General features: G+C 48.6%; 19 protein-coding genes. 9 read left to right on the top strand and 10 right to left on the bottom strand.

Translation table 11 applies throughout. The features are described from left to right. Positions 1-6: 6 nt before the first annotated feature. The gene (locus ACZ45G_RS25240) at positions 7-1359 is read right to left on the bottom strand and encodes a phosphomannomutase/phosphoglucomutase (protein WP_464173330.1); all 1353 of its coding nucleotides are present in this window, start codon (positions 1357-1359) and stop codon (positions 7-9) included. Positions 1360-1937: 578 nt separating this feature from the next. On the opposite strand from ACZ45G_RS25240, the gene ACZ45G_RS25245 reads away from it, so the two are divergent. The 4 genes from ACZ45G_RS25245 (at position 1938) to ACZ45G_RS25260 (ending at position 7198) form a co-directional block, all read left to right on the top strand. After that, a complete protein-coding gene (locus ACZ45G_RS25245; protein ID WP_464173332.1) occupies positions 1938-4169 on the top strand; it encodes a glycosyltransferase in 2232 nt (743 codons plus the stop codon). Positions 4170-4209: 40 nt separating this feature from the next. After that, the gene (locus ACZ45G_RS25250) at positions 4210-5139 is read left to right on the top strand and encodes a glycoside hydrolase family 130 protein (RefSeq protein WP_464173333.1); all 930 of its coding nucleotides are present in this window, start codon (positions 4210-4212) and stop codon (positions 5137-5139) included. Between the two features lies 1 nt (position 5140). Next, a complete protein-coding gene (locus ACZ45G_RS25255) occupies positions 5141-6157 on the top strand; it encodes a glycosyltransferase family 4 protein (RefSeq protein WP_464173334.1) in 1017 nt (338 codons plus the stop codon). Between the two features lie 153 nt (positions 6158-6310). Next, positions 6311-7198: a YitT family protein gene (locus ACZ45G_RS25260; protein ID WP_464173336.1), complete on the top strand. Its 888-nt coding sequence runs from the start codon at positions 6311-6313 to the stop codon at positions 7196-7198. Positions 7199-7209: 11 nt separating this feature from the next. Here the strand turns inward: ACZ45G_RS25260 and ACZ45G_RS25265 are convergent, their stop codons facing one another. Further along, entirely contained in the window at positions 7210-7362 is a 153-nt protein-coding gene (locus tag ACZ45G_RS25265) for a hypothetical protein (RefSeq protein ID WP_464173337.1), read from the bottom strand. 224 nt (positions 7363-7586) lie between these two features. Between ACZ45G_RS25265 and ACZ45G_RS25270 the strand changes: the two genes are divergently transcribed. The 3 genes from ACZ45G_RS25270 to ACZ45G_RS25280 all read left to right on the top strand — a co-directional run bounded on the left by ACZ45G_RS25270 (position 7587) and on the right by ACZ45G_RS25280 (position 11354). Further along, positions 7587-9317: an ATP-binding protein gene (locus tag ACZ45G_RS25270; protein ID WP_464173338.1), complete on the top strand. Its 1731-nt coding sequence runs from the start codon at positions 7587-7589 to the stop codon at positions 9315-9317. Between the two features lie 3 nt (positions 9318-9320). Further along, positions 9321-10736, top strand: coding sequence for a sigma-54-dependent transcriptional regulator (locus ACZ45G_RS25275; protein ID WP_464173340.1), 1416 nt, complete (start codon positions 9321-9323; stop codon positions 10734-10736). Positions 10737-10922: 186 nt separating this feature from the next. Then, positions 10923-11354 (top strand): hypothetical protein, encoded by a 432-nt coding sequence (locus ACZ45G_RS25280; protein ID WP_464173341.1) that lies wholly within the window; start codon positions 10923-10925, stop codon positions 11352-11354. Positions 11355-11396: 42 nt separating this feature from the next. Here the strand turns inward: ACZ45G_RS25280 and gpmA are convergent, their stop codons facing one another. Both gpmA and ACZ45G_RS25290 read right to left on the bottom strand, forming a co-directional pair. Next, positions 11397-12083: a 2,3-diphosphoglycerate-dependent phosphoglycerate mutase gene (gene gpmA / locus ACZ45G_RS25285; RefSeq protein WP_464173343.1), complete on the bottom strand. Its 687-nt coding sequence runs from the start codon at positions 12081-12083 to the stop codon at positions 11397-11399. A gap of 12 nt (positions 12084-12095) precedes the next feature. Next, positions 12096-12380, bottom strand: a complete 285-nt coding sequence (locus ACZ45G_RS25290) for a hypothetical protein (protein ID WP_464173344.1) — start codon at positions 12378-12380, stop codon at positions 12096-12098. A 297-nt stretch (positions 12381-12677) separates the two neighbouring features. Here ACZ45G_RS25290 and ACZ45G_RS25295 point away from each other — a divergent pair, with 297 nt between their 5' ends. Further along, positions 12678-13097 carry a BON domain-containing protein gene (locus ACZ45G_RS25295; RefSeq protein WP_464173345.1) on the top strand — a complete coding sequence of 140 codons (420 nt, stop codon included), beginning with the start codon at positions 12678-12680 and terminating at the stop codon, positions 13095-13097. Between the two features lie 22 nt (positions 13098-13119). Here the strand turns inward: ACZ45G_RS25295 and manA are convergent, their stop codons facing one another. Beyond that, entirely contained in the window at positions 13120-14421 is a 1302-nt protein-coding gene (gene manA / locus ACZ45G_RS25300; RefSeq protein ID WP_464173346.1) for a mannose-6-phosphate isomerase, class I, read from the bottom strand. 292 nt (positions 14422-14713) lie between these two features. Between manA and ACZ45G_RS25305 the strand changes: the two genes are divergently transcribed. Continuing rightward, on the top strand, positions 14714-14965 hold the full coding sequence (locus ACZ45G_RS25305) for a hypothetical protein (protein ID WP_464173348.1): 252 nt from the start codon (positions 14714-14716) through the stop codon (positions 14963-14965). 142 nt (positions 14966-15107) lie between these two features. Here the strand turns inward: ACZ45G_RS25305 and ACZ45G_RS25310 are convergent, their stop codons facing one another. The 5 genes from ACZ45G_RS25310 to ACZ45G_RS25330 form a co-directional block, all read right to left on the bottom strand. Next, on the bottom strand, positions 15108-16577 hold the full coding sequence (locus ACZ45G_RS25310; protein ID WP_464173349.1) for a glycoside hydrolase family 130 protein: 1470 nt from the start codon (positions 16575-16577) through the stop codon (positions 15108-15110). 297 nt (positions 16578-16874) lie between these two features. Beyond that, the gene (locus tag ACZ45G_RS25315) at positions 16875-20024 is read right to left on the bottom strand and encodes an NAD-glutamate dehydrogenase (RefSeq protein ID WP_464173350.1); all 3150 of its coding nucleotides are present in this window, start codon (positions 20022-20024) and stop codon (positions 16875-16877) included. Positions 20025-20086: 62 nt separating this feature from the next. Next, positions 20087-21058, bottom strand: a complete 972-nt coding sequence (locus tag ACZ45G_RS25320) for a helix-turn-helix transcriptional regulator (RefSeq protein WP_464173352.1) — start codon at positions 21056-21058, stop codon at positions 20087-20089. A 99-nt stretch (positions 21059-21157) separates the two neighbouring features. After that, entirely contained in the window at positions 21158-22507 is a 1350-nt protein-coding gene (gene gdhA / locus ACZ45G_RS25325) for an NADP-specific glutamate dehydrogenase (protein WP_464173353.1), read from the bottom strand. A gap of 47 nt (positions 22508-22554) precedes the next feature. Next, on the bottom strand, positions 22555-25551 hold the full coding sequence (locus ACZ45G_RS25330) for a PEP/pyruvate-binding domain-containing protein (RefSeq protein ID WP_464173354.1): 2997 nt from the start codon (positions 25549-25551) through the stop codon (positions 22555-22557). Between the last annotated feature and the right edge of the window lie 56 nt (positions 25552-25607).

A 25607-nucleotide genomic window follows, 5' to 3' on the forward strand; every position in this document is an offset into this window, starting at 1 on the left:
TCTTATTCACAGTGATTGGCGGATGTCTGCCAGGGTCGATTCCACCAGATCCTGAATCTCTTTAAGCCGCTCACGGGACATGGCTTCGAAACGCAGCACAAGGGCGGGCTGGGTATTGGAGGCCCGCACCAGGCCCCAGCCGTCAGTAAACAAAACACGAACCCCGTCGATATCAATGACCGGGTACCGCTTGCGGAAATAGGCGGTCACCTGTTCAACCAGCTTGAATTTACGGTCATCCGGGCATTCCACCCGGATTTCCGGCGTTGTGAAGGTCTCAGGGATATCCGCCAGAAGCTGCGACAGGGATTTTTCACCAGCAGCCAGAATCTCCAACAGGCGGCCGGTGGCATAGGTGGCATCATCATACCCCAGATACCGATCGGCAAAAAACATGTGTCCGCTCATCTCCCCGGCCAGCTCCGCCTTCTCGATCTTCATCTTCTTTTTGATCAGCGAATGTCCGGTTTTCCACATGATGGCCCGTCCGCCGTTTTTTTCGATGTCATCATACAGGGTCTTGGAGCATTTGACTTCGGATACGAACGTGGCTCCGGGCTTTCTGGATAGAATTTCCCGGGCAAACAGAATCATTAGCCGGTCCCCGTAAACAATGCCACCCTTTTCATCGACCACGCCGATGCGGTCTCCGTCACCGTCATAACCGATGCCCACATCCAGACCTTCCCTGCGTACCAGTTCGATGAGATCCTGCATATTTTCCAGGACAGTGGGGTCTGCATCATGGTTCGGGAAGGTGCCATCCATGTCACAGTACAGGTCATACACCTGGCACCCCAGCTGTTTAATGATCGGTACGGCCACCGGCCCGGCCGTACCGTTGCCGGCGTCCACCCCGACCCGCAGGGGTCGCTTCAGCTGGATATTGTTTTCCACATACGCTTTGTAGGGTGTCAGCACATCTTCAGCGTCCAGCGCTCCCGTCCCTTCCAGAAATTGTCCGGCTTTGATGATGGCAAGAATTTTCTGGATATCCTGGCCGTAAACCGAATCGGTACCCAGACAAATTTTAAACCCGTTGTATTCCGGCGGATTGTGACTGGCCGTAATCATGACGCCACCCTCTTTTTTAAGATGCTGGATCGAAAAATACAACACCGGCGTCGGGCATACGCCAATATCGGTCACAGAGCACCCTGTGGACTGCAGGCCCTGGATTATTTTCTCTGCATACCGGTCGGATGTCACCCGGCAGTCACGCCCCACAGCAACGGTGCTGCAGCCGTTTTGCCGCAAAAATGTCCCCACCCCTTTGCCGATGCGCAAAACTTCTGCTTCGGTCATGTCAAGACCGGCAATCCCCCTGATATCATACTCCCTGAACATCTCTGAATTCATATGTACACCTTCCTGGCACGTTCCATTTAAAAAAATAGTAAATCCTTTTTTAAACAAAAAAAGCTTCTTCATGAATAAACGTACCGATAAATAGATATGAAAAATACTTATTTTGCAAATATTATAAACATCAATAAGCAAGCTTAATGCCAAGCATATGTTCCTGTAACTATAATTTGGCAACAACGGTGCTTAGATGAAATCGGACACTACTGATATTTAGAGTAAGGTTAGGATTAGGATACGTAAATTTCCTGTCAGACAATAATAATTCCTGCTGCGCAGGAAAGATCCCAGGGGGTCCCGTTTCTTTTTTTTGATGATCTGTGAAGCAACCTGTTAAAACAATATAAAATATGAATATTATAATTTTTTGGCACACTCTATGCTTAAGCAAGGAGCAACAACGGCTGTTTACCGGCCGCAACGGACCATGGGAAGGCCACGTGAACGAAAACAAGAACAGCCCCGTCTGGAAATGACGGGGGAAAGATAATAGTCCAGCTCATTGTGCTGCCTGTCATTTTATATGATGAAACCACCGCCGATCCGTCGGCATAAGAATTAAAAGGATTAAAATGAAAAAAATAACCGTTGCATGCATCGGAAATTACCCGCCACGGGAATGTGGAATAGCCACTTTTACGAAGAATCTTATCGATGCGGTGGAAAAGACCGGCAACGTCGAGGGCTACGTTGTGGCCATGAACGATCCGGGCCAGAGCTATTCTTACCCGGAAAAAGTAAAATACGTTATCCGGCAGAACCATCAACGGGATTATTTAAAGGCGATCAAATTTATCAATTACAGTGAGGCCGATGTCTGCGTAATAGAACATGAATTCGGCATCTTCGGTGGAGACAGCGGCATTTATATTCTTCCGTTGATGCATCGCTTGGAAATACCGCTGATTGTAACCCTGCATACGGTGCTTCAAAAGCCTTCCTATGATGAAAGGGCCGTTATTCACGAAATCGGGCAAAAAGCCGCAAAAGTGGTCGTGATGAGCCGACGGGCCGTTGAATTTTTAATCGAAATTTACGATGTACCGCGTGATAAAGTCATGCTGATTGAACACGGGGTGCCTGATTTTAATTTTATCCAGGGGCAACGTTACAAAAAGAAATTTAAACTGGAAAACAAAAAAGCTTTATTAACCTTTGGTTTATTAAGCCGGAATAAAGGCATCGAAACCGTTATTCAGGCCTTGCCGCAAGTCGTTAAAAAACATCCGGAAATTATTTATATTATTTTAGGAAAAACGCATCCGGCGGTGTTACGCGCTTCCGACGAGGAATACCGAAATTATTTAAGGCGCCTGGTAAAGCAAAACAACCTCAGTGACAATGTATATTTTTATAACCGTTTTGTCAGTCCACAGGAGTTGTTTGAATATTTATCCGCCATCGATATTTACATTACCCCTTACCTGAATGAAGCCCAGATTACCAGCGGAACCCTGGCTTATGCGGTCGGGGCGGGGGCGGCTGTGATTTCAACCCCCTATTGGCATGCCCAGGAGCTTTTGGCGGACGGCCGGGGAAGAATGTTTGATTTTCACGATTCAAATGCACTGGCCAACATCCTCAACGAGTTGCTGGACGATCCCCCGGCGTTACTTGAATTAAGGGAAAAGGCCTATGCCTATGGCCGCCGGACACTTTGGTCCGCAATGGGTGAAAAATATTTTCAACTCATCTCCGAGGCAATGCGGTCCTATCCGGCGGTTGTGGCCAAAGAAGCGCCCATCGTTGATCCATTGGTGCTGCCGGTCTTTAGTCTATCCCATGTCCTGCAGCTCACCGATGATACCGGTATTATCCAGCATGCAAAATACAGTGTACCAAATCGGAAAGAAGGATACTGCCTGGATGATGTTGCCCGGGCGCTTTTAATGACGACCATGGCCTATCGCCAGAAAAAAGACCCGGCAGCCCTGGAAGTGCTGCCCGTTTATCTGAGTTTTATTCATTATATGCAAAATGAGGACGGCTCATTTCGAAATTTTTTAAGCTACAATCGGAACTTCATGGATGAGGTCGGATCGGAGGATTCTTTCGGAAGGACCATATGGGCACTGGGATATCTTATTCGTTTTTCCCCCCATGACGCCTTTTTGCAATTGGCCAGAGAATTGTTCGCCAAGGCATATTCAAATTTTCAAAATTTGCAGACTATTCGCGGCAATGCCGATACGATTATCGGAATCTGTCATTATCTTCACCGTTATTCCGGTGATGAGGGGATGAACCATACCCTTAAGGATATGGCCTACAAAATCGTTGCACAGTACGATAATGAAACCGGTCAAGACTGGCGGTGGTTTGAACCGGAATTGACCTATGACAACGGAATTATACCCCTGGCCCTTTTGCATGCCTATGAAATAAGAGGTGATAAAAAGTTTTTAGAGGTCGCCCAGCAGACAGCGGACTTTCTGGAAAAAATTATTTTTAGAAACGGTTGTCTTTCACCGGTGGGAAACGACGGCTGGTATCAAAAAGGCGCACCATGTCCCCAATATGCCCAGCAGCCCATTGATGCGATGGCCGTTGTGATGATGTTCCATCAAGCCTATGTCGTGACCGGAAACAAACGGTATCTTGAGCGCATGTTTGCTTCATTTATGTGGTTTTTAGGTGAAAATGATCTGCGAATCCCTCTATATGATTTTGAAACCAGGGGCTGTTGTGACGGTCTGGAAAGCCACGGTGTCAACCGGAACCAGGGGGCGGAAAGTGTGTTGGCCTATTTGATTTCCCATCTGACCGTTCTTCTGGCCCATGAAAAGGAGGGGCAAACATCTTAAGAGATGCCGCCTTTAAATCAGCAAAATAAGGAGTTGGTAAATGTCAATTATTCACAGATATGAAAAAAATCCGATTTTAACCAAAGACGACGTGCCCTACCCGGTGGCAACGGTTCATAACGCCGGGGTGACTAAGTTTAACGACAGATACATCATGATATTTCGCTCGCATTTAACCAGCGGTCGCAGTATTCTGGGACTGGCCGAAAGCGATGACGGGTTCAAGTTTAAGGTGAATGGCAAACCGTTTATGACCCCGGCAAAAGAAGGAATTTTCCAGATATATGAAGAATACGGTCTCGAAGATCCCCGCATCACCTGCATGGGCGATGAATATCTGATCACCTACAGTGCGTATTCAAGGTACGGCGTGCGCATCGCCTTGGCCAGAACACGGGACTTTAAAACAATCGAACGAGTGGCCTTGATCACCGAGGCGGATTATCGCAACCTGGTTATATTCCCTGAAAAAATCAACGGCATGTATGTCCGTATGGACAGACCGCATTCGGAGATCAGCCCCTGGTCCATCTGGATCTCCTATTCTCCCGATCTAAAGTATTGGGGAGATGCCAGGCTGGTTATGAAACCGGCTGCCTATCACTGGGATGAGATGAAAATCGGACCCGGCGCGCCTCCCATTAAAACCGATCAAGGCTGGCTGAATATCTACCACGGGGTTTTTCAAACCATGGCTGGCAGTGTCTACCGCCTGGGGGTTGCCCTGCATGATCTGGCCGATCCTTCTAAAATCAGAGGCGTCGGTGACGACTGGATTTTAGAGCCGGAAGCAGAATACGAACGCACCGGGTATGTGCCCAATGTCGTTTTTACCTGCGGCGCGGTGCCTGAACCGGACGGCATGCTGAAAATTTACTGGGGAGCAGCCGATACCGTCATGTGCGTGGGTACCGCCAGCATAAAAGACCTGGTTGACCTTTGTTTGGAACATCCAAGAGCGGCGGTGTAAAATGAAAATTGCAGTTTTAGCCCCGATTTGCTGGAGAACCCCGCCGCGGCATTACGGGCCGTGGGAGCAGGTGGCATCCAATATCACCGAAGGCCTTGTCAAACGCGGGTGTGAAGTAACACTTTTTGCAACGGGTGATTCCCTTACCCGGGGAAAACTTTCCTATACCTGCCAGCGGCCTTATGAAGAAGATAAAACCCTTGATCCAAAGGTATGGGAATGTTTACATATCGCCCACCTGATGGAACGCGCCGCTGAATTTGACATCATCCATAACAACTATGATTTTCTCCCCCTGACCTATTCAAGACTGGTCAAAACGCCGATGGTAACCACCATTCACGGTTTTTCTTCCCCCAAAATCATACCGGTTTTCAAACAGTACAATAAAAGGAATCATTATGTCTCCATCAGCAATGCCGACCGCAGTCCTGAATTGAAATATATCGCAACGGTGTATAACGGTATTGATGTGGATAATTTTACATTAAAAGAATCAGTGGGTGACTATTTACTGTATTTTGGCCGGATTCATCCGGATAAAGGAACCCATGAAGCCATCCAGATTGCTAAAAGAATCAAGATGAAGCTGATTATTTCCGGTTTTATCCAGGATCATAACTATTATAAAGAAAAAGTAGAACCGTTTATAAATGGTGATGATATCGTTTATGCAGGCAACTCCGGCCCAGAAAGAAGAGATACATTACTCGGCAATGCATATGCCTTACTGCATCCCATCAGTTTCGCAGAACCCTTTGGTTTAAGTGTGGCCGAATCGATGCTGTGCGGGACACCGGTGGTCGCCTTCAATAAAGGCGCCATGCCGGAGCTGATCGTTCACGAAAAGACCGGGTTTCTGGTCGACAATGTGGATGAAGCCGTTTGCGCCTTAAAAGACGTAAAGCAAATTGACCGCAACTCCTGCCGGCGGTGGGCCGAGAAAAAATTCAGTCAGGAAAAAATGGTCGATGATTATATTGAGGTTTACCGGAAAATACTAGATCCTGTCCCTTGATCGTTGTGGTGGTGTGGTTCAAAAGAAATCAAGATTGAAGTTAGGTAAATCCGTTTCAGCCTTAAAGACGATCAATTAGTGGTGCCCAGGGCCTGACTCAGAACATAGAAGTGAAGTCACTGATTGCCGCTACGCATGATAAAGGAATAATAAATGAAACCGGCAATGAAAACCCTGCCGAAAGGGATCGTTTTAAATACCACGGAACAGGTGCTGTTGAACCTGCTGCTACTCACTATGGGTAGTATTTTGTGTGCCATCACTACCAATGGAATTCTAATTCCCAATAGGTTTCTTAGTTCAGGTCTTACGGGCCTGATTCTCATCTTGCATTACCTGTTGCCATACCTGCCGGTTTCGACACTCTATTTTCTCTTGAACATACCTATTTTTGCTCTGGGTTGGAAATTTGTGGGACAACGTTTTTTCTTTTACAGCTTAGCAGGTATGGCCATTTTTTCGGCATCTCTGGCGTGGGTCCATGTATCGCTTCCGGTTCAGGATATGCTTTCCAGTGCGTTGCTGGCAGGAATCCTTTCCGGTGTCGGGGGGGGTGTCATCTTGAAGTCTCTGGGATCTGCAGGCGGGACCGATATTTTATCGGTTGCCCTGCTTAAGCGGTTTTCCGTGCGTATAGGAACCACGACCCTTGCTTTCAACTGCATGGTGTTGCTGGCAGGCGCCTTTCTTTTCCCGCTGGAAAAAGTGCTTTACACCTTGATTTATATTTACGTAGCCACCCGCATCTTCAATCTGGTAGTCACCGGTTTGAGCCAAAGAAAGGCGGTAATGATTGTATCCAACCTCGGAGACGAGATATCCCACAGAATTCTGGAAGATATCAAACGAGGCGTGACAATTTTGTGCGGTGAGGGTGCCTATTCGGGCCGGGATGAAAAGGTCATATATACCGTTGTTAATTTTCGAGAGCTGTCCCGGATAAAACGACTCATCCGCCAGATAGATCCCAATGCCTTTGTGGTGGTCAGCGACACGCTGGAGGTGATGGGGTATAAAATTGGAAATCAGCCCAAATGGTAAATATGTATTTTTCATCTTTTAATGAGGAAAAACCGTTCTCCAAGGCGCTCGGATAAAAAATCTGCTGGCACCTGGGCCAGGGCCATGGGCCCCTCAAAGCAGGTAATAAAAAGCCCGATCTGGGTCAGGCTGAGATCAAAAATTTGCCACATCGGAAGAGACATCTACCTTTAGATCCAATTGAAAAATTTATTTTTTGACAACCAACCTCTGCACGAGTATAAGTACCTACACATATATTTTTCAGTATTTTTATGAAGATATATCGTTAATATATCTAAGTTTTATCTTGAAAAATATATGCTCGGGTACTTAGATGGAGATAACGTTTAGTCGCCTGATGGTTTGCTGGCTTATTCATCTAAATACCTCTGTACTGGAGATCTAAATGGAATCATTGCGCAAAATTAACCGTATTTTAAGGACACTCAGCAAATGCAGCCACACTTTAATCCGTGCCACGGATGAACTGGTACTGATGAAGGATATTTGCCGAATCGTGGTCGACTTTGGGGGATACGGTCTGGCCTGGGTTAGTTTTGCCGAAGATAACCCCAAAAAAATAGTACGGCCGGTGGCGCATTGGGGGCGCGAGGATGGTTATCTGGAAGATCTTCAGCTTACCTGGGCAGACATCAAACAGGGGCGCGGACCAACCGGCAGCGCCATCCGAAATGGCGCACCCTGCGTTTTTCAGAATATCCTCACCAACCCGGATTTCGAATTCTGGCGAGAAGCGGCGCTTAAAAATGGATATGCGTCGGCTGTTGCGCTGCCGTTAAAAAATGAGGATAAGCCGTTCGGTGCACTCTCCATCTTCTCCGCAGAGCCTGATGCCTTTGACAAGGATGAGCTTCGGCTGCTTGAGGAGCTCACCAATGATCTGGCCTTTGGAATTAGAACCCTCAGGATGAGAACCGAACGTAAACAACTTAAGAAGGCACTGCGCCAGGCCCGGAAGATGGAGACCCTCGGGACACTGGCCGGCGGAATCGCCCATGATTTCAACAACATCTTGGGAGCTATCATCACCTGTAGTGAAATCGCCCTTGACGAACTCCCCAACGACCATCCTGTGAATGAAGATCTCGACCACATCCTCAAAGCCGGTCTGCGGGGAAAAGCGCTGGTCAAACAGATTCTTTCTTTCAGTCGAATCGACGAACAGGATCGGCAACCGGTCCAGTTCCACAGCCTGGTCAAGGAATGTCTGAACCTGCTCCGGACCACTTTGCCATCGACCATCGAAATCCGTCGGCCTTTGCCCATCGATACGGCAAGTGTTCTGGCCGATCCCACCCAGATTCACCAGGTCGTTATGAACCTTTGCACCAATGCCGCCCAAGCCATCGGCGATCATGTGGGGGTATTGGCAGTGGATATAGAACGTGTAACCCTTAACACCGAAACGACGGCCAAGTCCATGAATCTTCCCGGCGGGTCCTATTTAAAACTAACGGTTAAAGATAGCGGCCACGGTATGACACCGGATGTCCAGGAACAGATTTTCGACCCATTTTTTACAACCCGGAGAAAAAACGGGGGGACCGGTCTGGGACTTTCGGTGGTCTACGGTATTGTCAACTGCAACGGGGGCGCTATCACCGTTGACAGCACACCGGGCAGCGGGACGGCTTTCCACGTGTTCTTACCCCGGATCGATCCAGTGGATGCAATTGCCGCCGTACCGCTAAACCGGGCCGTGAAAGGGGGCATTGAACGTATTCTGTTCGTTGACGATAATCCCGAGCTTCGCTATGCTGCAGCAAAAATGCTCAAATCGCTGGGATATGCGGTCCAAACGGCAACTACCGGTATCGAGGCCCTGGACATTTTCAGCCAGGAGCCCATGGGATTCGATCTGATCATCACGGATCAAACGATGCCGCGGATGAAGGGCATCGAACTGGCGACACAAATTTTAAATATTCGGCCCGGAACCCCGATCATTTTGTGCAGCGGATTTCGAACCGATCCCAAAACTCTCCAAACGGCAGCGCTGGCAGGAAATTTGGGCATCCGCTCTTTTATACAAAAACCATTCACCCGGACAGAAATCGCCGGGTCGATCCGTGCCGCCCTGGAAGATGGTACCGATAAACCGGCACAGGAACGTTAAACCATGGCCAAAATCCTCATTATAGACGACGACGAAAATATTTGCTACGCACTATGCCGACTTGCCCGGAGCATGGACCATGAAGCCGAGTGTGCCGTTACCCTGAAGGAAGGCCTGGAGAAAGTAAACACCGAAGACGTGGATGTCGTATTTCTCGATGTCCGGATGCCTGACGGCAACGGACTGGACGTCCTGCCGCAAATTCAGGCCTCTTCCGGGGCGCCCGAAGTGATCATCAGCACCGGATACGGCGATGCCGACGGGGCCGAACTGGCCATCAACAGTGGCGCCTGGGATTATATTGAAAAATCGGCCCCGTCCAAAACCATTCGCCTCTCTCTCTCTCGGGCCCTGCAATACCGGAAAGAAAAGAAGACCACCACCGTTGCCAATGTCGTAAAGAACCTTCGGCGTAAAAAAATTATCGGTGAAAGCCCCCAGATCCACGCCTGTCTGGACATGGTGGCCCAGGCGGCCCTGAGCGATATTAATGTATTGATTACCGGCGAGACCGGAACCGGCAAGGAATTGTTTGCACAGGCCGTTCATAACAACAGTGCGCGCTCGCAAAGCAGTTTTATCGTGGTGGATTGCGCGGCCCTGCCCGATACACTGGTGGAAAGCCTGTTGTTCGGCCATGTCAAAGGGAGTTTCACCGGTGCCGATAAGGATCGTGAGGGATTGATCCGGCAGGCTAATGGCGGGACGCTGTTTCTGGACGAGGTGGGCGAACTGCCCTTATCGCTGCAGAAAGCATTTTTACGCGTTCTCCAGGAGCACCGCTTCCGCCCTATCGGCAGTAAACGCGAAGTCGAAAGTGACTTTCGTCTGGTGGCAGCCACCAACCGCCGCCTTGAAACCATGGTGGCCGAGGGGACGTTCCGCAACGATTTACTCTACCGCATCAGCGCCTTTACCATTGAACTACCACCGCTGAAAAAGCGACCTTCCGACATCAAAGCGCTGGCCAGATTTCAAACCAACCGGCTCTGTGAGCGCATGGGTATCGATTCCAAGGGTTTTTCGCCTGATTTTCTCGATATACTGGCAGCCTACACCTGGCCGGGAAACATCCGGGAACTGGTTAATACCATAGATCGCTCCCTGGCTGCCGCCCGCTTTGAGCCGACCTTGTTCCCCACACACCTACCGCCGAAAATCCGCATCCAGGTGGCCCGCAAATCTTTAGACGATCACCATCAGCTGACAGAAGAGCATTCGATCACCACACACCTAAAAAATCTGCCGCCGTTACAGGATTTTCGCGAATCGATATATATCCGGGCCGAGCGGCAGTATCTGGCAGACCTGATGGATATAGCCTCCAACGATATCAAAGAAGCCATCCGCATATCCGGTCTGTCCCAGTCCCGCCTGTACGCCTTAATGAAAAAACACGATATCGATAGACATTCCTAACTGGCAGTAAATTTTCCTGCGCATCAGGAAAATTGTAGCGCCATGCGATCATCGCCACTATTCGATTGGCGGGTTATGTTCCCTTTTTGACTTATGGCCCGCCTGATCGCACTCCCTGCGCCTTCTGGCACGGTTGATGCTTTCTCAAGTTATAAATAGATTATTTTATCTTAGAGGTAAGGTTATATGGAGATCATTTTATATCGAAATAAAAGGACCGCAAAAGATTTTGAAGAAATGCTTTGCTCATCGTTTCCTCAAATCATGGTATATACATCCATGACGGCTTTGTGCACTCGACTGCGGCATACACCGACCCAGGGTGTGATCATTGTTCTGGCTGCCGCAGACGAGAAAGAGCTATCGACGCTTATGTCTATCCGGCATCTGCTTGAGGATGCACCCACTATTGTGCTTTTAACAGTCAAGGATTCGGCTTTACTGGTCAAAGCCCACAAGCTCCATCCGCGCTTTATCGGCGATCTGGAAAATGGTGCCGATGAGGTAATCGCCGTCATTTACAAAATGTTGACCCGAACGGAGCCGGCCTTTGAAACAAACTGTACGGGAGATTCCATTGAAAAATCGATAAAGGGAAGCTTAAAGGACGGACATTAGAGATAAATTGTGGCCATAAAAATATTGCTTGTTATCGAAGATTTATAGGTAATAATGATCCTTGGTTTTCAGGTCATCCGTTAATTCATAAATCAATGGTAAACCTGTAGGAATATTGAACCCGACAACCTCGTCATCAGAGATATTGTCCAGATATTTTACTAAAGCTCGCAAACTATTCCCATGAGCCGAGATTAGCACTTTTTTGCCCGCTTTCAAATTGGGTACGATTGTCTCGTGCCAGTAAGGAAGGACACGATGGAGTGTATCTTTGAGGGATTCGGCACCAGGTATTTCCTCCTCTTGCAGATGCGCATAACGAGGATCGAATTTTGAGTGACGCCTATCTGATCGGGTCAGGTCAGGTGGCCGAATGTCATAGCTGCGTCTCCATTTCAGGACCTGTTCCGGACTGTATTTTTTGGCCATATCCTGTTTATTAAGACCTTGTAGGGCGCCATAGTGTCTTTCATTGAGCCGCCAGGAGGGATACACCGGAATATACATAAGATCCATTTCATCCATCAGTATCCACAATGTTCGGATAGCACGTTTGAGGACAGATGTGTACGCCACATCAAAGGAGTAGCCTGCAGCCTTTAACATCTGACCTGCTCTTCGTGCTTCCAACTTTCCATGATCGGATAGATCCACATCTGTCCAGCCGGTAAACTTGTTCTCCAAATTCCACAGGCTCTGTCCATGCCGCAATAGTATTAGTTGCTTCATGCTGATACCCTGCTATGCCTCAGTATAGATTTTCATCGCTTCATTTACCGTTTTCCCATCCACGGTAATAGCATGAATGGCATTGCACATCCTGAAAAGATGTTCAGGATCTCCGTCATCCGGGTGAATCCCTTCGCCATAAAAATCGTTATTCAAGTGCTCGATTTTTTGATCGCCTGCAAACGACATCAACCGTCCGCATTTTTGGGTTATCGCCAAATAATTGTGGATATAATTTTCTCTTTCTGCCTTTGGGACATCCAAGGGTACCAAAATATCATTTTCATTTAGATCCATAGCTGTATCCTCCTTTTGAATTCTTTCCTTCCTTTTTATCGTAAAGTACAAAGTTTCAAACGTCAATCTCTATCCTCGTGTCATGGTAGCCCAGTATTTCGGGTACTTCTGCTCGAAACAGGGCGTTCCGAATTGCCTGCCAGTCATACAAACAGGCTGTTCTATCTTAACTAATAAAAGGCATAATGCATGCCATTGAATAGCCCTAATATAATTTGTTTTGATCTTTAATCTGGCACATGAGTTGCAAGACTTCTTATCGTAAGAATTAAAACCAGTTTGAAAGGAGGAAATCACATGGCCCCAAAAAAAACAGTGCATTCGCCAGCCGATTATCAGAGCTCGAATGATCGGGACCTGAAATTATCCATTCTGGATAATCTACAAAATGATGGTCGCCTTGATCTGGAAGAACTTAAAATCTCATGCCGCAAGGGCGTGGTTTACCTGGAAGGAATAATCCCCAGCGAGACCGAACATCAAATCCTGTTGCGCACCTTGACCGATGTGATGGGCCTTAGGTCAATTATCGAGCGCATTCAGATTGATGCGTTGGATTGGGAACGGGAGGATGTTACCCCGGGCACCGTTGAGCCGGATCAAACACCATATGAAAAAATGTTATACGATGAGGAACCTTACACCGAAAATTTACTCGAATCCGAAGAAGATGAGATCCCCTATGATTTACCGGATAAGATCCCACCTGAAAAATAGATAACCATACTGAATAAGCTTTTTATCGGATACGTTCCTGGTATGGTCCCTGGTCACAATCACATCCACGCCGGAATCGGAAAAAGCTCGAAGAACTCTGGGGCACGGTAGCCTTATAGAGCACCGCCGTATGGTCGGCACGGATGGTATAACCGACGCCGAAGGGAACAAAAAAAGAACTGCCCTTTTGCAGATTCAGGCTTAACTCGCCGGAGGTGACGGCCACATGGGCATATCTATTGACATCCACGAGGATGAGAATTTCCGCGCTGTGATCTGACCCATTTCGGTAAGATTGCGCCTCTGTCACCTCGATACGCCGAAGCTCGAACTCGGTAACGGGTGTTTTGAATACCCATTCCCGGCTACCCGGAAGTCTTGTAGGATGAAGGATCTCAGGCTCCGATCCTTCAAAGATCACATTATTTAATAGTTCAGGAACGTCAATGTGTTTGGACGTCAGTCCGCCCCGGATAACGTTGTTCGAGCTGGCCATGATTTCCATACCCGCTCCCTCCAGATAGGCATGCAACACCCCGGCGGGCAGGTACATGGCTTCACCCGGTTTGAGATGGACCAAATTCAGCAGATAGATGGAAAAGATTCCGCGATCCCGATGGCATTGCTTTGAATATTCCCGGTCCGCCCGTAGGATCCAGAACTGGCGATCATCACGGATAAAGGCCCTTTTTCGGTCGGCTTCCGTCAGCCGCTCTATCATGGGGTCTAAAACAGCATCCAGGCGGTCCTGGGAAAGATTCATCAGATGCTCATAAAACGACTTGAGACCGGCGGAAGTCGGTTCGAAATCCAGCTGCAATGACTGAAACTCCGGAATATCGGTAAGCACCTGGGCGATCTGGGTCAATGGCTGAAAGCCCCGTAGGCCATAAAAATCGGTGAGTGCGGCGATCAGTTCCGGCTTGTGGTTGATGTCGCGGTAGTTGCGGTGCTCGACGGAAAGCGGAATACCGGCGGCATTCTCGCGGATGAAACCTTCCCTGGCAAGCGCCTTCGACGGGTGGACCTGGATGGAAAGTGGTGCGGCAGCCGATAGAACCTTAAAGAGATAGGGCAGCTGGCCTTGAAATTCTCGGGTGACCACCGGCCCAAGGACCTCTTTGGCCGATGCTGTGATGACCTCGTTGAGCGCTACCAGTCGATCCTTTACCTCAATTTTGGATGGAAGGTCGGGGTGGGCACCCATCCAGAGCTCCGCAAAGGGCCGGTCTTCCGGATTCTCCACGCCCAGAAGATCGGGAATGAACCTTTTATCTCCCCAGACATAGTGCTGGATACCGGCTTGTAACAGCATAATATTCATGATGGCTCCTTACGCTTTGCCTGCGCTGTCAAGCACCTGCGCATTCTCCCTTTATTTTTCACGGTTATAATCGTGAATACACGCGAATATTCAAACATTTTGATTTCCGTTCACGTGGCCTCCCCATGGTCCGTTGCGGCCGGTAAACAGCCGTTAATGTTCATTACTTAGCATAGGGTGTGCCAAAAAATTACAATGCTTATATTTCATATTATTTTAATGAGTTGCACCATAGATCATTAAAAGAGAAACGGACCTTGCCGGAATTTTTCCTGCGCCGCAGGAATCGTTATTGTTTGACAAGAAATTTGTGGACTTGCAGAAAATTGTCGGCCCGATGCTCACCGATGGCGATTCCGATAGACTTCCAGATAATGATTTTGGACTGTGCTATCGCTCGTCGACAGACATGTACGAGTATATCGAAAGGGGGACGGATATTTCGGAAGGTGCTTTTCTGGTAAGACGATCCAGACCAGAGCTATTCTTACCCGGAAAAAATAAAATGCATTATCCAGCAGAACCATCAACGATGATTATCTAAAGGCGGCTAAATTTATCAATTACAGTGAGGCCGATGTCTGCGGAATAGAACACTATATCCTGTCCCTTGATCGTTGTGGTGGTCCGTTGCGAAAGGCTACCATTTTGGGCAACAGTCAACGGACCACAGACAAACAGCATTCTCAACCATTTAATAATTTATTCAAAAGTTCATCCACAGACACCGCCGCAAAGCCCGATGCAGAATCGGACATCCCGTAGGGTATAATCAGCGTACCGTTATGAATAATCGATCCGCAGGAATAGACGACATTTGGCACATACCCTTCCCTTTCTTCCGTATTTGGAACCAACAAGGGCTCCTGGAGTTGACCGATGATTTTGGAGGGATCTTCCGAATCCAACAGTACGGCCCCTAAACAATACCTTCTCATGGGACCCACCCCATGGGTGAGCATCAGCCACCCTTTTGCGGTTTCAATGGGAGAGCCGCAATTGCCCAGTTGAATAAATTCCCAGGGATATTTAGGCTCTTGTATTTTTTGGGCATCATGCCAGGCATGGATGTCATCGGAAAACATAAGGTAGTTATTCACCCCGTCGTGGCGGGAAATCATGGCGTATTGCCCCTTAATTTTTTTCGGAAACAGAGCCAGATTCTTGTTTTGGGTATACTCACCGTGGATCGGGAATACCTGAAAATGATAAAAATCTTTTGTTTTGATGCATTTTGGTAAAATGGTATATCCGTTATACGCCGTGTAGGTTGCAAAATAAGTGATACTGCCGTCATCATCCATAAATTTGACGAATCGTGCATCTTCAATACCGTTGCTTTCATGGGCCGAGACAGGGAAAATGACGCGTTCCGATATAGCGGTATCCAGTGAAAAGCTGATTTCATAATGAGAATTGGCCAGCCAGTTTATCGAATCGATCACCTTTTTTTTACTATAGCTTAGTTCTATGTTTTTGGTGCTTGCGGCAATACTTTCCTGCAATTCACGATAGATGAATCCATCTCCCAGTTTATCCATAATCGGTTCGATGATATCTTTGTGGATGTCCATCTCGTGCAATTTTTCCAAAAATTGTTTTTTGTCATATACATGGCGCTTTAAGGCTTCCGGCAAATCAACGAATTTCCCGGCCGGGGTGAAGACCAATTCATTATTTCGGGTAATGACACCGCTTCTGAATACGATGGATGAGATATGCCCCTCCCCGATCGCCCGAAAACTGACAATAACGCGTTTTTGTCCTTCTTCCAGGGTACCCTGATCAGGGTCTTCGACGATGGAAGGATTAAAGAAGGCGGCCGCCTCAATCGCGTATTCCGATGTAAAATAGGAACCGATCAGTAATCTTCTTTCTAATGACAGGGAATCTGGAGAAACATGAAAATCCGGTTCCAGAACGTGGCACAGGTTATCGTAATGGTTCTCAAAAATTTTTGAGATATTGCGGTGCCGCTTTGAAAAATCCTTCAGCACCTGATTTAACATTAAATCCACTTCCTGCCTGGAGAGATCCAATATTCGCTTAATTATTGTGTTCGTCCTGTCTTTGTCACCGGGCATATAAAATCTGGCAATGACCCTTGTGGGGTCCGGATAAAATTTATTCGGCAATCTATTTACGGTTAGTGTCATTTTTACCTCTTTTGGGGATGGATTATAATTATTCACCAAGGATTTCCACAAAAACTTTATGGAGCTTTGTTATTATGATTTTTTTGAATTAATTCCTGAGATTTAATGATAAATTTATCAAAACGCATATTCGTACCCTTTCTCACTTTTTAAACAAACAGGTTATTCTAACTTGAAGATTTAAAAGCATAAAATGTGCCATGGTGAGAAGGGAATAATCTGGATTTTGTTTAAACAAGAACAAAAATTAACAAACGCATTGCAAGGCGGAACAATCTAAATATATGGACGATTCAGTCAAAGCTCAAGCGGTTCAGAAATTTGGGCAAGCACACTGTTCACTGCTGCAAAAAAATCAATATTGAGCCTGTCAAGAAAGGGGTCCCACTCAAGGCCGAATCGGTAATAGGCCAGGGATGCCAGTTTTTTGGTGATGATGGCATCCCGGTACTCCTGCAGTGGATCTGCATTCAAAAGGATCATGATCTGTTTTTTACCCAGCGTTTTGATCAGCACCTTTGGAAGATATGCCTCCATGATCTGCCAGACAAGCCCCTTTTTCTTCAGGAGTAAATTGAGCTGCCCTTTAATGAGGGCCTGGAGGGCCAGGATATCTTCCCCGGCCTTATCCGACAGGATGAACAGAGGGATTTCTGGATTTCGTTTATGAATACCGATGAGCATCCGGGTTTCTGCTGAGGAACAGGCCTCAACCCGGGTCAAAATTTCCCGGATCAAGTCCCACCGGGCTTTGGTATCGTTCAAAAGCCGGGTTTCATAGGCATCGGTCAGGAGTAATCCGGTCAGGACCTCGCCAATGGCGCTTGAGAAAGCAGCGCCTTTGTCTGCGGTGGAATCCTTGATCTGCCTGATCCCGGTTTCAGTGGCAATGCACTGTCTTGCCGCATCGTTAAAAAAGAGGCCACTACCCTCCACAATGAACTTAAGATCCGGGAAATTTTCAAGAAAGGGGGTTACATTTTTATGGGTGACCATGTCCTTGAATCCGCCCCAGGGAATGCAAGCCTGGATATCGGCCTCACGGATATAGGGTTGGTTTGCAGGGTCAAAAATAAAATTGCGAAGAAATACGGCACCGTCCTCAACCACCCTGCCGTCGGGCAGGGTCAGATATTTTTCCCCACCAGGGACTTTAAACCCCTGGGGAGAAAGTTTTTCAGCTGAAAAATCCTGGGTGCTTGATCCGGAAGCCAGACAGCCCATGAAGGCTATTTTCTCAAGTTCTGTTCTGTCCAGTCCCTGGGGGTCAAAAACAAGGGCTGTTTCATCCATGACAAGGCAAATTCTGCCCTGGTACCCCAGAAGCGGGCCTGCACCCAAAATACCGTTCGGACCGCCGATAATCGCCAGATTGAGGTCTTTTTCCTTTAAATGATAGTGGGAAATAAGGGTTCTGAATGCCGCCATGATGCCGGTGCCTGCCATGCCCCAGGCCTGTATTCTCCCTCCTATTTCCCGCTGAATCGGTTCCATGTCATGGGTGATGACCCGGGATTTACCGCTGACCTGCAGGTTTATTCCCTCATCACCTGCGTCCACAAGGCCAAACAGCTTTCCATTGTCCAGAATACCGTAGGTATTGTGGGAAATGCCGAAACTTTTGCCCGAGGACAGGGTTCGCCAGTGGGGATATCCCCGTTCTTTTCCCCTCAGTGCCAGATCATCCATGAATCGAGTTGTCCCCTGGCCCGGGCCGAAAAAAAGCATCTCCGGCCTGCCGTGGTAATCCACAACACTATCATGGGAGAGCACAAGATCCAGGATGCCCTCAGTAAAGTCATACAGGGCGTCTTTGGCGTATTCCCCATAGACGGCATGGGGAATAACAATTCCGGCTGAACCGTTTTCACAAATCTCCTTGTGTTTGAGCCGTTGGGCCCTGGGACCCAGGTCATAATTGAGAAGTACGGCATTGTCCAGTTTGCCGGCGTGGTTGGCAGGCGTAATCTTCAACAACCGCAACCCTCCGTTTGAGATGTTGCCTGCCCTCATATGGGTGGCGCAGGCATAGTGGCCATTGACAAAAAAGATGCCGAATACGGGCCCCCGAAATACCAGCGGATCTAAAATTTTGCTGTCCAGCCTGAAACCAAAAGAACGCTTCTCCGGCCGGTAAAAATTGGTTTTCAAAGTGGAAGAGATAAGTTTTGACATGAAAAGAAAAAGTTGTCTGCCCAGCTCAAAATCCATGAACCGGGTGTCCAGGAGCCGTTGAAATTCAGCGAGCCTTTCCCCGGGATCCGGGGCCGGGGAAAGGGAGGCCAGGGCCGGATCAAACCGATGTTCAAACAGAGTGTATAAAAATTTAAGCAGGTCCGGATGGGCCATGGCCGTTGACCGGATTGTCTCCATATCAAAGGCGGCCCGATTGGCGTTGTGGACCCTCTGGGCAAATACATCTTCATAGGCACGGCTCCCGAGCCTTGACATAATCTTCCTGTCAATTGCATCTTCACCTTCGGCAAATATGAACATGCGGGCAAAGTCCATGGCATTGCCGGCAAAAAGCATCTCTTTAAACCTTAGTTTTCCCTGTACATAGAGTTGTGTGACCGGGTTGACACTAAAGGCCAGGAAGGCACGAATGTCATCAATGATCTGCGCTTCCCGGGTTCTTGAAATTTCTCCCTGTATATAAAGGGAACAGATGGACGAGGGTATGTTTGCCCCATCCCAATACGGTTCCCAATAGGCCCGCATCAGCGTGAGGCCGTGGTCTTTGAACAATTGCCTGAAGATGGGAATCTGTGGGGAGGCAAAATCCGAGTTGAACATGAAACGGGTTTCCCCTGTCACCGGCAGATTAAAACTCTCTATCAACGGGGTGACCGAAGCCTTGGCATCCGTCAAAAATTTCTCATACCGCCGGCGGGTGGGTTCCGGGGTGACCGTGTAATCCCCGGCCAAATTAAAGAGGAACCTGGAGGTCTTAAACTCATTATTCGTATAATCATTCACGGTTTCCGGACGGATAATATAGGTGTAGTACCCGTTCTCCTTACCGTAATAATACTCCCGCCTGTGGCCGGAAATAAGGCTCTCAATCACGTTTTCCATGCTATCCCGGGTTTCCCGGGTGGCAATCCTCACCCGCTGGACATCGTTGCCGTGGGCCAGATCAAAGGTGATGTGAGCCACCCGGCCCACTAGGATCACCCTATTATCCTGAACTGCAATGCTTGAGGCAATGGAGGCCAAAAGATGTGTCAGCGAAGCTTTGGTGATATTTTCAAAAAAATAATTGGGCAGTCCCAGGTCGTTGAGCAGAATTCCGGCGGCCATGTTGATACAATTTGCCGTGACCAGGCCTTCGGCGGAAAGATCAATAACGGCCTTGTAAAGCACCCTGATATCCAGGTTTACGCTTTCTGCCTTGTCAATGATGTGGGGGGGGTGGGAAACAGCGTCTGTAACGCGGGTTTTCACAGGGAATATCCTCCATCTCTTGTCGCTGATGCCTGGGCCGGACGGCGGCCCCTCGTCAGCGTCTATATATTTGCCAGGTAACTGACCAGATTAATTTTCTTATTGGTGATCCCCAATTTTTTACGGATGTGATTTCGATAAGTCTCAATGCTTCGGTAGGATAGATTGAGCAATTTAGCAATTTCCTTGGAGCTGAGGCCGCCCCGGATCATTGTGCAGATCTCGTTCTCCCTAGGGGTGAGCCGGTGGCTGGGCTGGGATATCCTAGTACCGAAGGATGAGGTCAGTTGTTTAATATTTTCTTCCAGCAGCATCAGATATTCTCTTTCTATCTCGGATCCCCTGTTGTCCATTCTCCTGATCAGGGGGAGCAAAAGGTTGTCCACATTGGCCATGACCTTTGTCTCAAGGCTCTCTTTTTCTTCGATAAGCTGATTCATCACCTCCCTTAAGGCAATGTTCTTCTCCTTTAACAAGAGGTTCTGTGCCTTGAGTTTTTGTTTGCTTTCACTCAAGTCTTTTTCGGCCTGTTTACGTTCACTGGTCCTGCCAAGCAACTCGGCAATGGCATTGAGAAGGGACCGCTCTTCCTTTAAGAAAGGGCCTTCTTCCTCTTCGGGACAATTTTCCAGATAACACACCGTCAAGACACCAATGGACTCCCCATAGGCCACCACTTCGGTCTGTTGCTTCCAAAAAGTATTTTTATAGTTGTGGGTGCGAAAACTATGGTCATTGAGGAGAAGCTGGGCACAGGTAATTTCCGGGAATTGCCAGGAATCGGGTATCAGCTCCACCACTTGCTGAAAGGTGATTTCAAGGGAAAGTCCAGTCTGCTCCAGAATCTTTGAAATACCGTAAAGGCAGTTGATCTCCTTGATCCGTTCCTTGAGGTCACGGGTCTGGTTTTTAAGGGTGACTTCCATGAGCCTGTGCTCATGTTCCAGTTTTTCCAGTTCCAGATTCCGCTTGAGAATCTCGTCTATATCCTGCTGCCCTGCACTGTCCTGCCCTGGGGTGTTGGTATCAATCATGTTCTCTTCATTTTACCCCTTTTTTCCGCAACGGGTGCGAAAAAAAGGGGATAATTATGCGGTTAAAACCCGGAGAATTCTATACCAGGATTTACCCCCTTATACAAGTCCCTGGTCGAGCATGGCGTCAACAACCTTGACAAAGCCCGCAATATTGGCGCCGACAACGTAATTGCCAGGGTGTCCGTACTCTGCCGATGCATCGACACAGGCGGTATGGATACTTTTCATGATCTGCTTGAGCCGGCTGTCCACCTCTTCCCGGGTCCAGGCGATCCGCATGGCGTTCTGGGACATTTCAAGGCCGGATACGGCGACGCCCCCCGCATTGGCGGCCTTTCCCGGAGCATAAAAAATCTTTTTTTCCAGAAACAGATCCACAGCCTTGGGGGTTGAAGGCATGTTGGCGCCTTCTGCCACAACAAATACCCCGTTCTGAATCAGGTTGGCCCCGTCTTTTCCATTGATTTCGTTCTGGGTGGCGCTTGGGAAGGCGCAATCCGCCTTTATGTCCCAGAGAGGATTATAATCAAGGGATGGGTCAATTTTTGTGTAAACCGCTTCCGGGTATTTTTCTGCATATGCATCAATTCTGCCCCGTTTGATATTTTTAAGCGCCATCACCCAGGCCAGTTTTTCCCTGTCAATGCCCTTTTCGTCATAGATGAAACCGGATGAATCCGATAGGGTCACGACCTTTCCCTTCAGGTCTATAATCTTTTCCACTGTGTACTGGGCCACATTTCCAGACCCTGAAACCAAGCAGGTTTTCCCCTCTAAGGAGTCATTTTGGGTGGCCAGCATCTCAGCGGCAAAATAGACACAACCGTAACCGGTTGCTTCAGGCCGGATCAGGCTGCCACCCCAGCTGAGGCCCTTGCCGGTCAGGACGCTGGAAAATTCATTGGTCATTTTTTTGTACATCCCGAACAGATATCCTATTTCCCGGCCGCCGACGCCGATATCTCCTGCAGGAACATCTGTGTTGGGACCGATATGACGGTAAAGTTCCGACATAAAGGCCTGGCAGAACCGCATGACTTCATTGTCGGATTTGCCCTTGGGATCAAAATCAGAGCCACCTTTACCGCCGCCCATGGGCAGGGTGGTCAGGGCATTTTTAAAGACCTGCTCAAATGCCAAAAACTTGAGGATACTCAGGTTGACGGAGGGATGGAACCGCAGCCCTCCCTTGTAGGGTCCTATGGCGGAATTCATTTGAATCCTGAACCCCCGGTTCACCTGAACTCCTCCGGTATCATCCATCCAGGACACCTTGAACATGATAACCCGCTCGGGTTCGGCGAGACGCTCAAGGATTCTGGCCTGGCGGTATTCGGGATGGCGGTCAAGAACCGGCTGTACCGTTTCTAGAACCTCCTGAACGGCCTGGTGAAATTCTTTTTGTTCCGGATCCTTGTCAATTATTCGCTGTAATTCTTCTGACATTTCATTGCCTTTCTTAATAATGGTAAAATATTGAGAGTGAACTTGCTCTAAGCTGCAATTGTATTGATATCTGTTTGAGTCTCCAGTATGACGCACCGGGAATGTTTTCCGTCGATTTTAATAACCAAAGGAAAATTCAAGCGCAGGTGGCCGATAAATTCGGTTCCATGATCCACCTCCACCCCGGCCAATCCCTGGAAGCTGAAGCGGTCCCCGCCAGGGCTACAGATTTCATCGACCGTGATATAGGGAATCCCCATTGAGGTAATATTATGATAAAAATGAGAGCCCCTGGACGGGTCTGCGTGGATGGCAGTGTTTCTTATTTCCACAATGGCGCCGACACCGGAAATATCAGGCCAGTTTACGGGGATACCCAGCCAGTGATCCGAACTTCCCCACCGTCCCGGTCCTGCCAGGAGAAAGGGTTTATTTTCCCGAATAAGGTGCCCGTTGATCCGGCTGATTTCCCGGGCCATTATCCGGGTTTTGTCCCTTTTAAACCTGCCAGGCCTCACATAAATAATATCCTGGATGGTGTCAACGGTTCCGTGACCCAGGGCCATGTCCGACACACAAAGCGCGTGCTCCTGATCGTCCCGGGAAATGGCGACCCTGCTCTGGTCCCCGGGGGAGGTCATGGGCCGGACCTGGAGGATGAAAAACTCCCAGGGACTATCCTTCTGGTCCGGCAGGTTGACTGCAAATTCAATTTCCACAGCCGCCCCCATCCCCTCTTTTCCAAGGGACAAAAGGTCGTTGATCACCCCTGCCAGGGGCGGGTCTTCATATTTCAATACCCGGGCAAAGGTAAGCACCTTGGGCCCCGGACTATACCAGCTATCGCGTATCCTATTTTCACCGGCAACATAGGTGCTGGCAAACGCCTTTACAGCAGGCTCTTCCAGGGCGTCCGCAAGCTGCCTATGTTCCAGGTTGGACAGAGTGGAAAAATGAAGTCCCTCTGGGTATCCTTTGATTTTTAAGGCATAGAAACTGTCCTGGGTGTGGGTTAAAAAGTCTTTGGCCGTTGACAGCTGGGGTGTGATCCTGGGATACCGGGGACAAAACCGAAAGCTTTTCCCCCCTTCCGAAACCGTTTTTCCCAACCCCAAAGCCATATGGACCACCCCGTCTTCAGCCGTCATGTGTGAAAACGGATAAAAATTGGAAGACTGGGCCGTCCCGGAAAGACCCGGATAAAAATAATCTCCATAGGGACTGCCCGCAAGTTCCTGGATCATAACGGCCATGGTGTCGTCAAGGGGCAAGGCGGAGGTGTTTTTGCAAAAAGTGCGGGCATGTTTGTAATAGGTAGAGGCGTAGACCAGCTTTACCGCGGTAACCAGATGGTCCAGCCGGACAGCCGGATCATCATTATTATTGGGAATCTTATAGGTTTTGTATAGCCCGGCATAGGGCGCAAACGGGTCATCTTCCAGCTGGCTTGAGGATCTTACGGCCAGGGGCACCCTCACCTGATCAAGGAAAGTTTCAAGTTTTTGGGTCAGGTGGTCGGGCAAGGGGGCGTCTATAAATTTCTGGACCACCGCTTCTACCGGGAGCCCCTTTTGGGCAACGGCCTTAAGCTGGTTGTCCGCCACAAAACCGTCAAAAATATCCGTACAAAGCACCAGGGTTTTCGGAATTTGAATCTTTATTTCAGGGCAGCGGTCCTGGGCCTCAGGGTGGCGGTTCAACAGGTCCGCCATAAAGGCCAGACCCCTGGCCTTGCCGCCAATGGAGCCCTGGCCTATTTTTGCAAACCCCATGATCTCGGCATCAAACAGATCGGAATCAAATTGGAGGGTGAGGCCTTTGTAATTCCGGGTTCTGAGGTCACGGATCTGCCTGAGGATGTGGCAGCGCAGCCCGTCAATGGTATTGAAATCAGAAACTTTTACCGCCCTGATCTCAAGCCCTGCTCCAATTTCACACCGGGCCATGAGCCAGGTTGAAAAATGGTTTCTAACGGCATGGAAGAGGACAGATTCATCCGGAATGGCGGTCAATTTTTTTTCAAATTCCTTAAGGTTGGATGCCCGGTCAATCTGACGGCCCTCAGGGGTACGGAACACAAAATCACCAAAGCCCAGGTGGTTCCGGAAAAAATGACGCAGTTCCTGGTTCAGGTCGGAAACATTTTTATCCAGGAACACCGCGGGTATCTGCCGGGCTTTTTCCTTGTTTTTTGTTTCGGTACTCATCAGCAGCAACGGAATTTCAGGGATACCCCTCCGGATTTTCGACAAAATGGAGATACCTGCCCCGGCATCCTCTTTTTCTGCTCTGGGAAGCTGGGTATCAGAGATCACGCATAGCAGATGGGAACCATATTGATCATAGAGGGTCATGGCTTGTTCATAGGTGGTTGCCAGCAGAACCTTGGGCCTTTTGCCCATGGCCGCAAGTTTGAGGCTGTCGTTGCATCCGGTTTTAATAAGGGACTGGGTCTGGGCGAGGATTTCCCTGTAGATCATGGGCAGCAAACACGCCGCATATTCGGGTGAGTCCTCCACCAGGAGGATCACCCGGACATTGGCCAACCCGGTATCGTGGCGGGCGTTGAGGCGGTCTTCGGTGAGTTTCACCATGGCCGGCAGCAAATCCGTGTTGCCGGACCAGGTAAAGGTCCAGTCAATCCCTTCAATTTTATGCTGTTTTAATTCAGGCAGGATCCCCCGGGCACCGGGCAACAAAAGGATAACCGGAATATCAGGACAGCTCTCTTTGATTTGCCGGCCCAGGGACAGGGGGGCCATCCCATCCAGATGGGGGACCATAAAAACCAGATCAAAGTGGTTTTCTTTCAAAAGCAACAGGGCTTGTTCAACCGAAGAGACCCCGGTAATCCTGGGGGGGCAGGCGAGGTTCAGTCCCTTGTATTCATTCACCATTTTTGAGGTGAGGCTGCCGTCTTCTTCCATGTTATATATGTTGTAGGAACTCGAAATGAGAAGTATCTCCCGAATTTTCTGGGGGGCAAGCTCCCTGAAAAGCTCAGGTTTGACTTGGGTGTTGAATTCTTTTGGGGTATTGCTCATGGTGTTTATCCCGATGCCGGTTAAATCATTCAAACCACTATAAAAATGCGATGTTC

Source organism: Desulfoconvexum algidum (assembly GCF_055382125.1).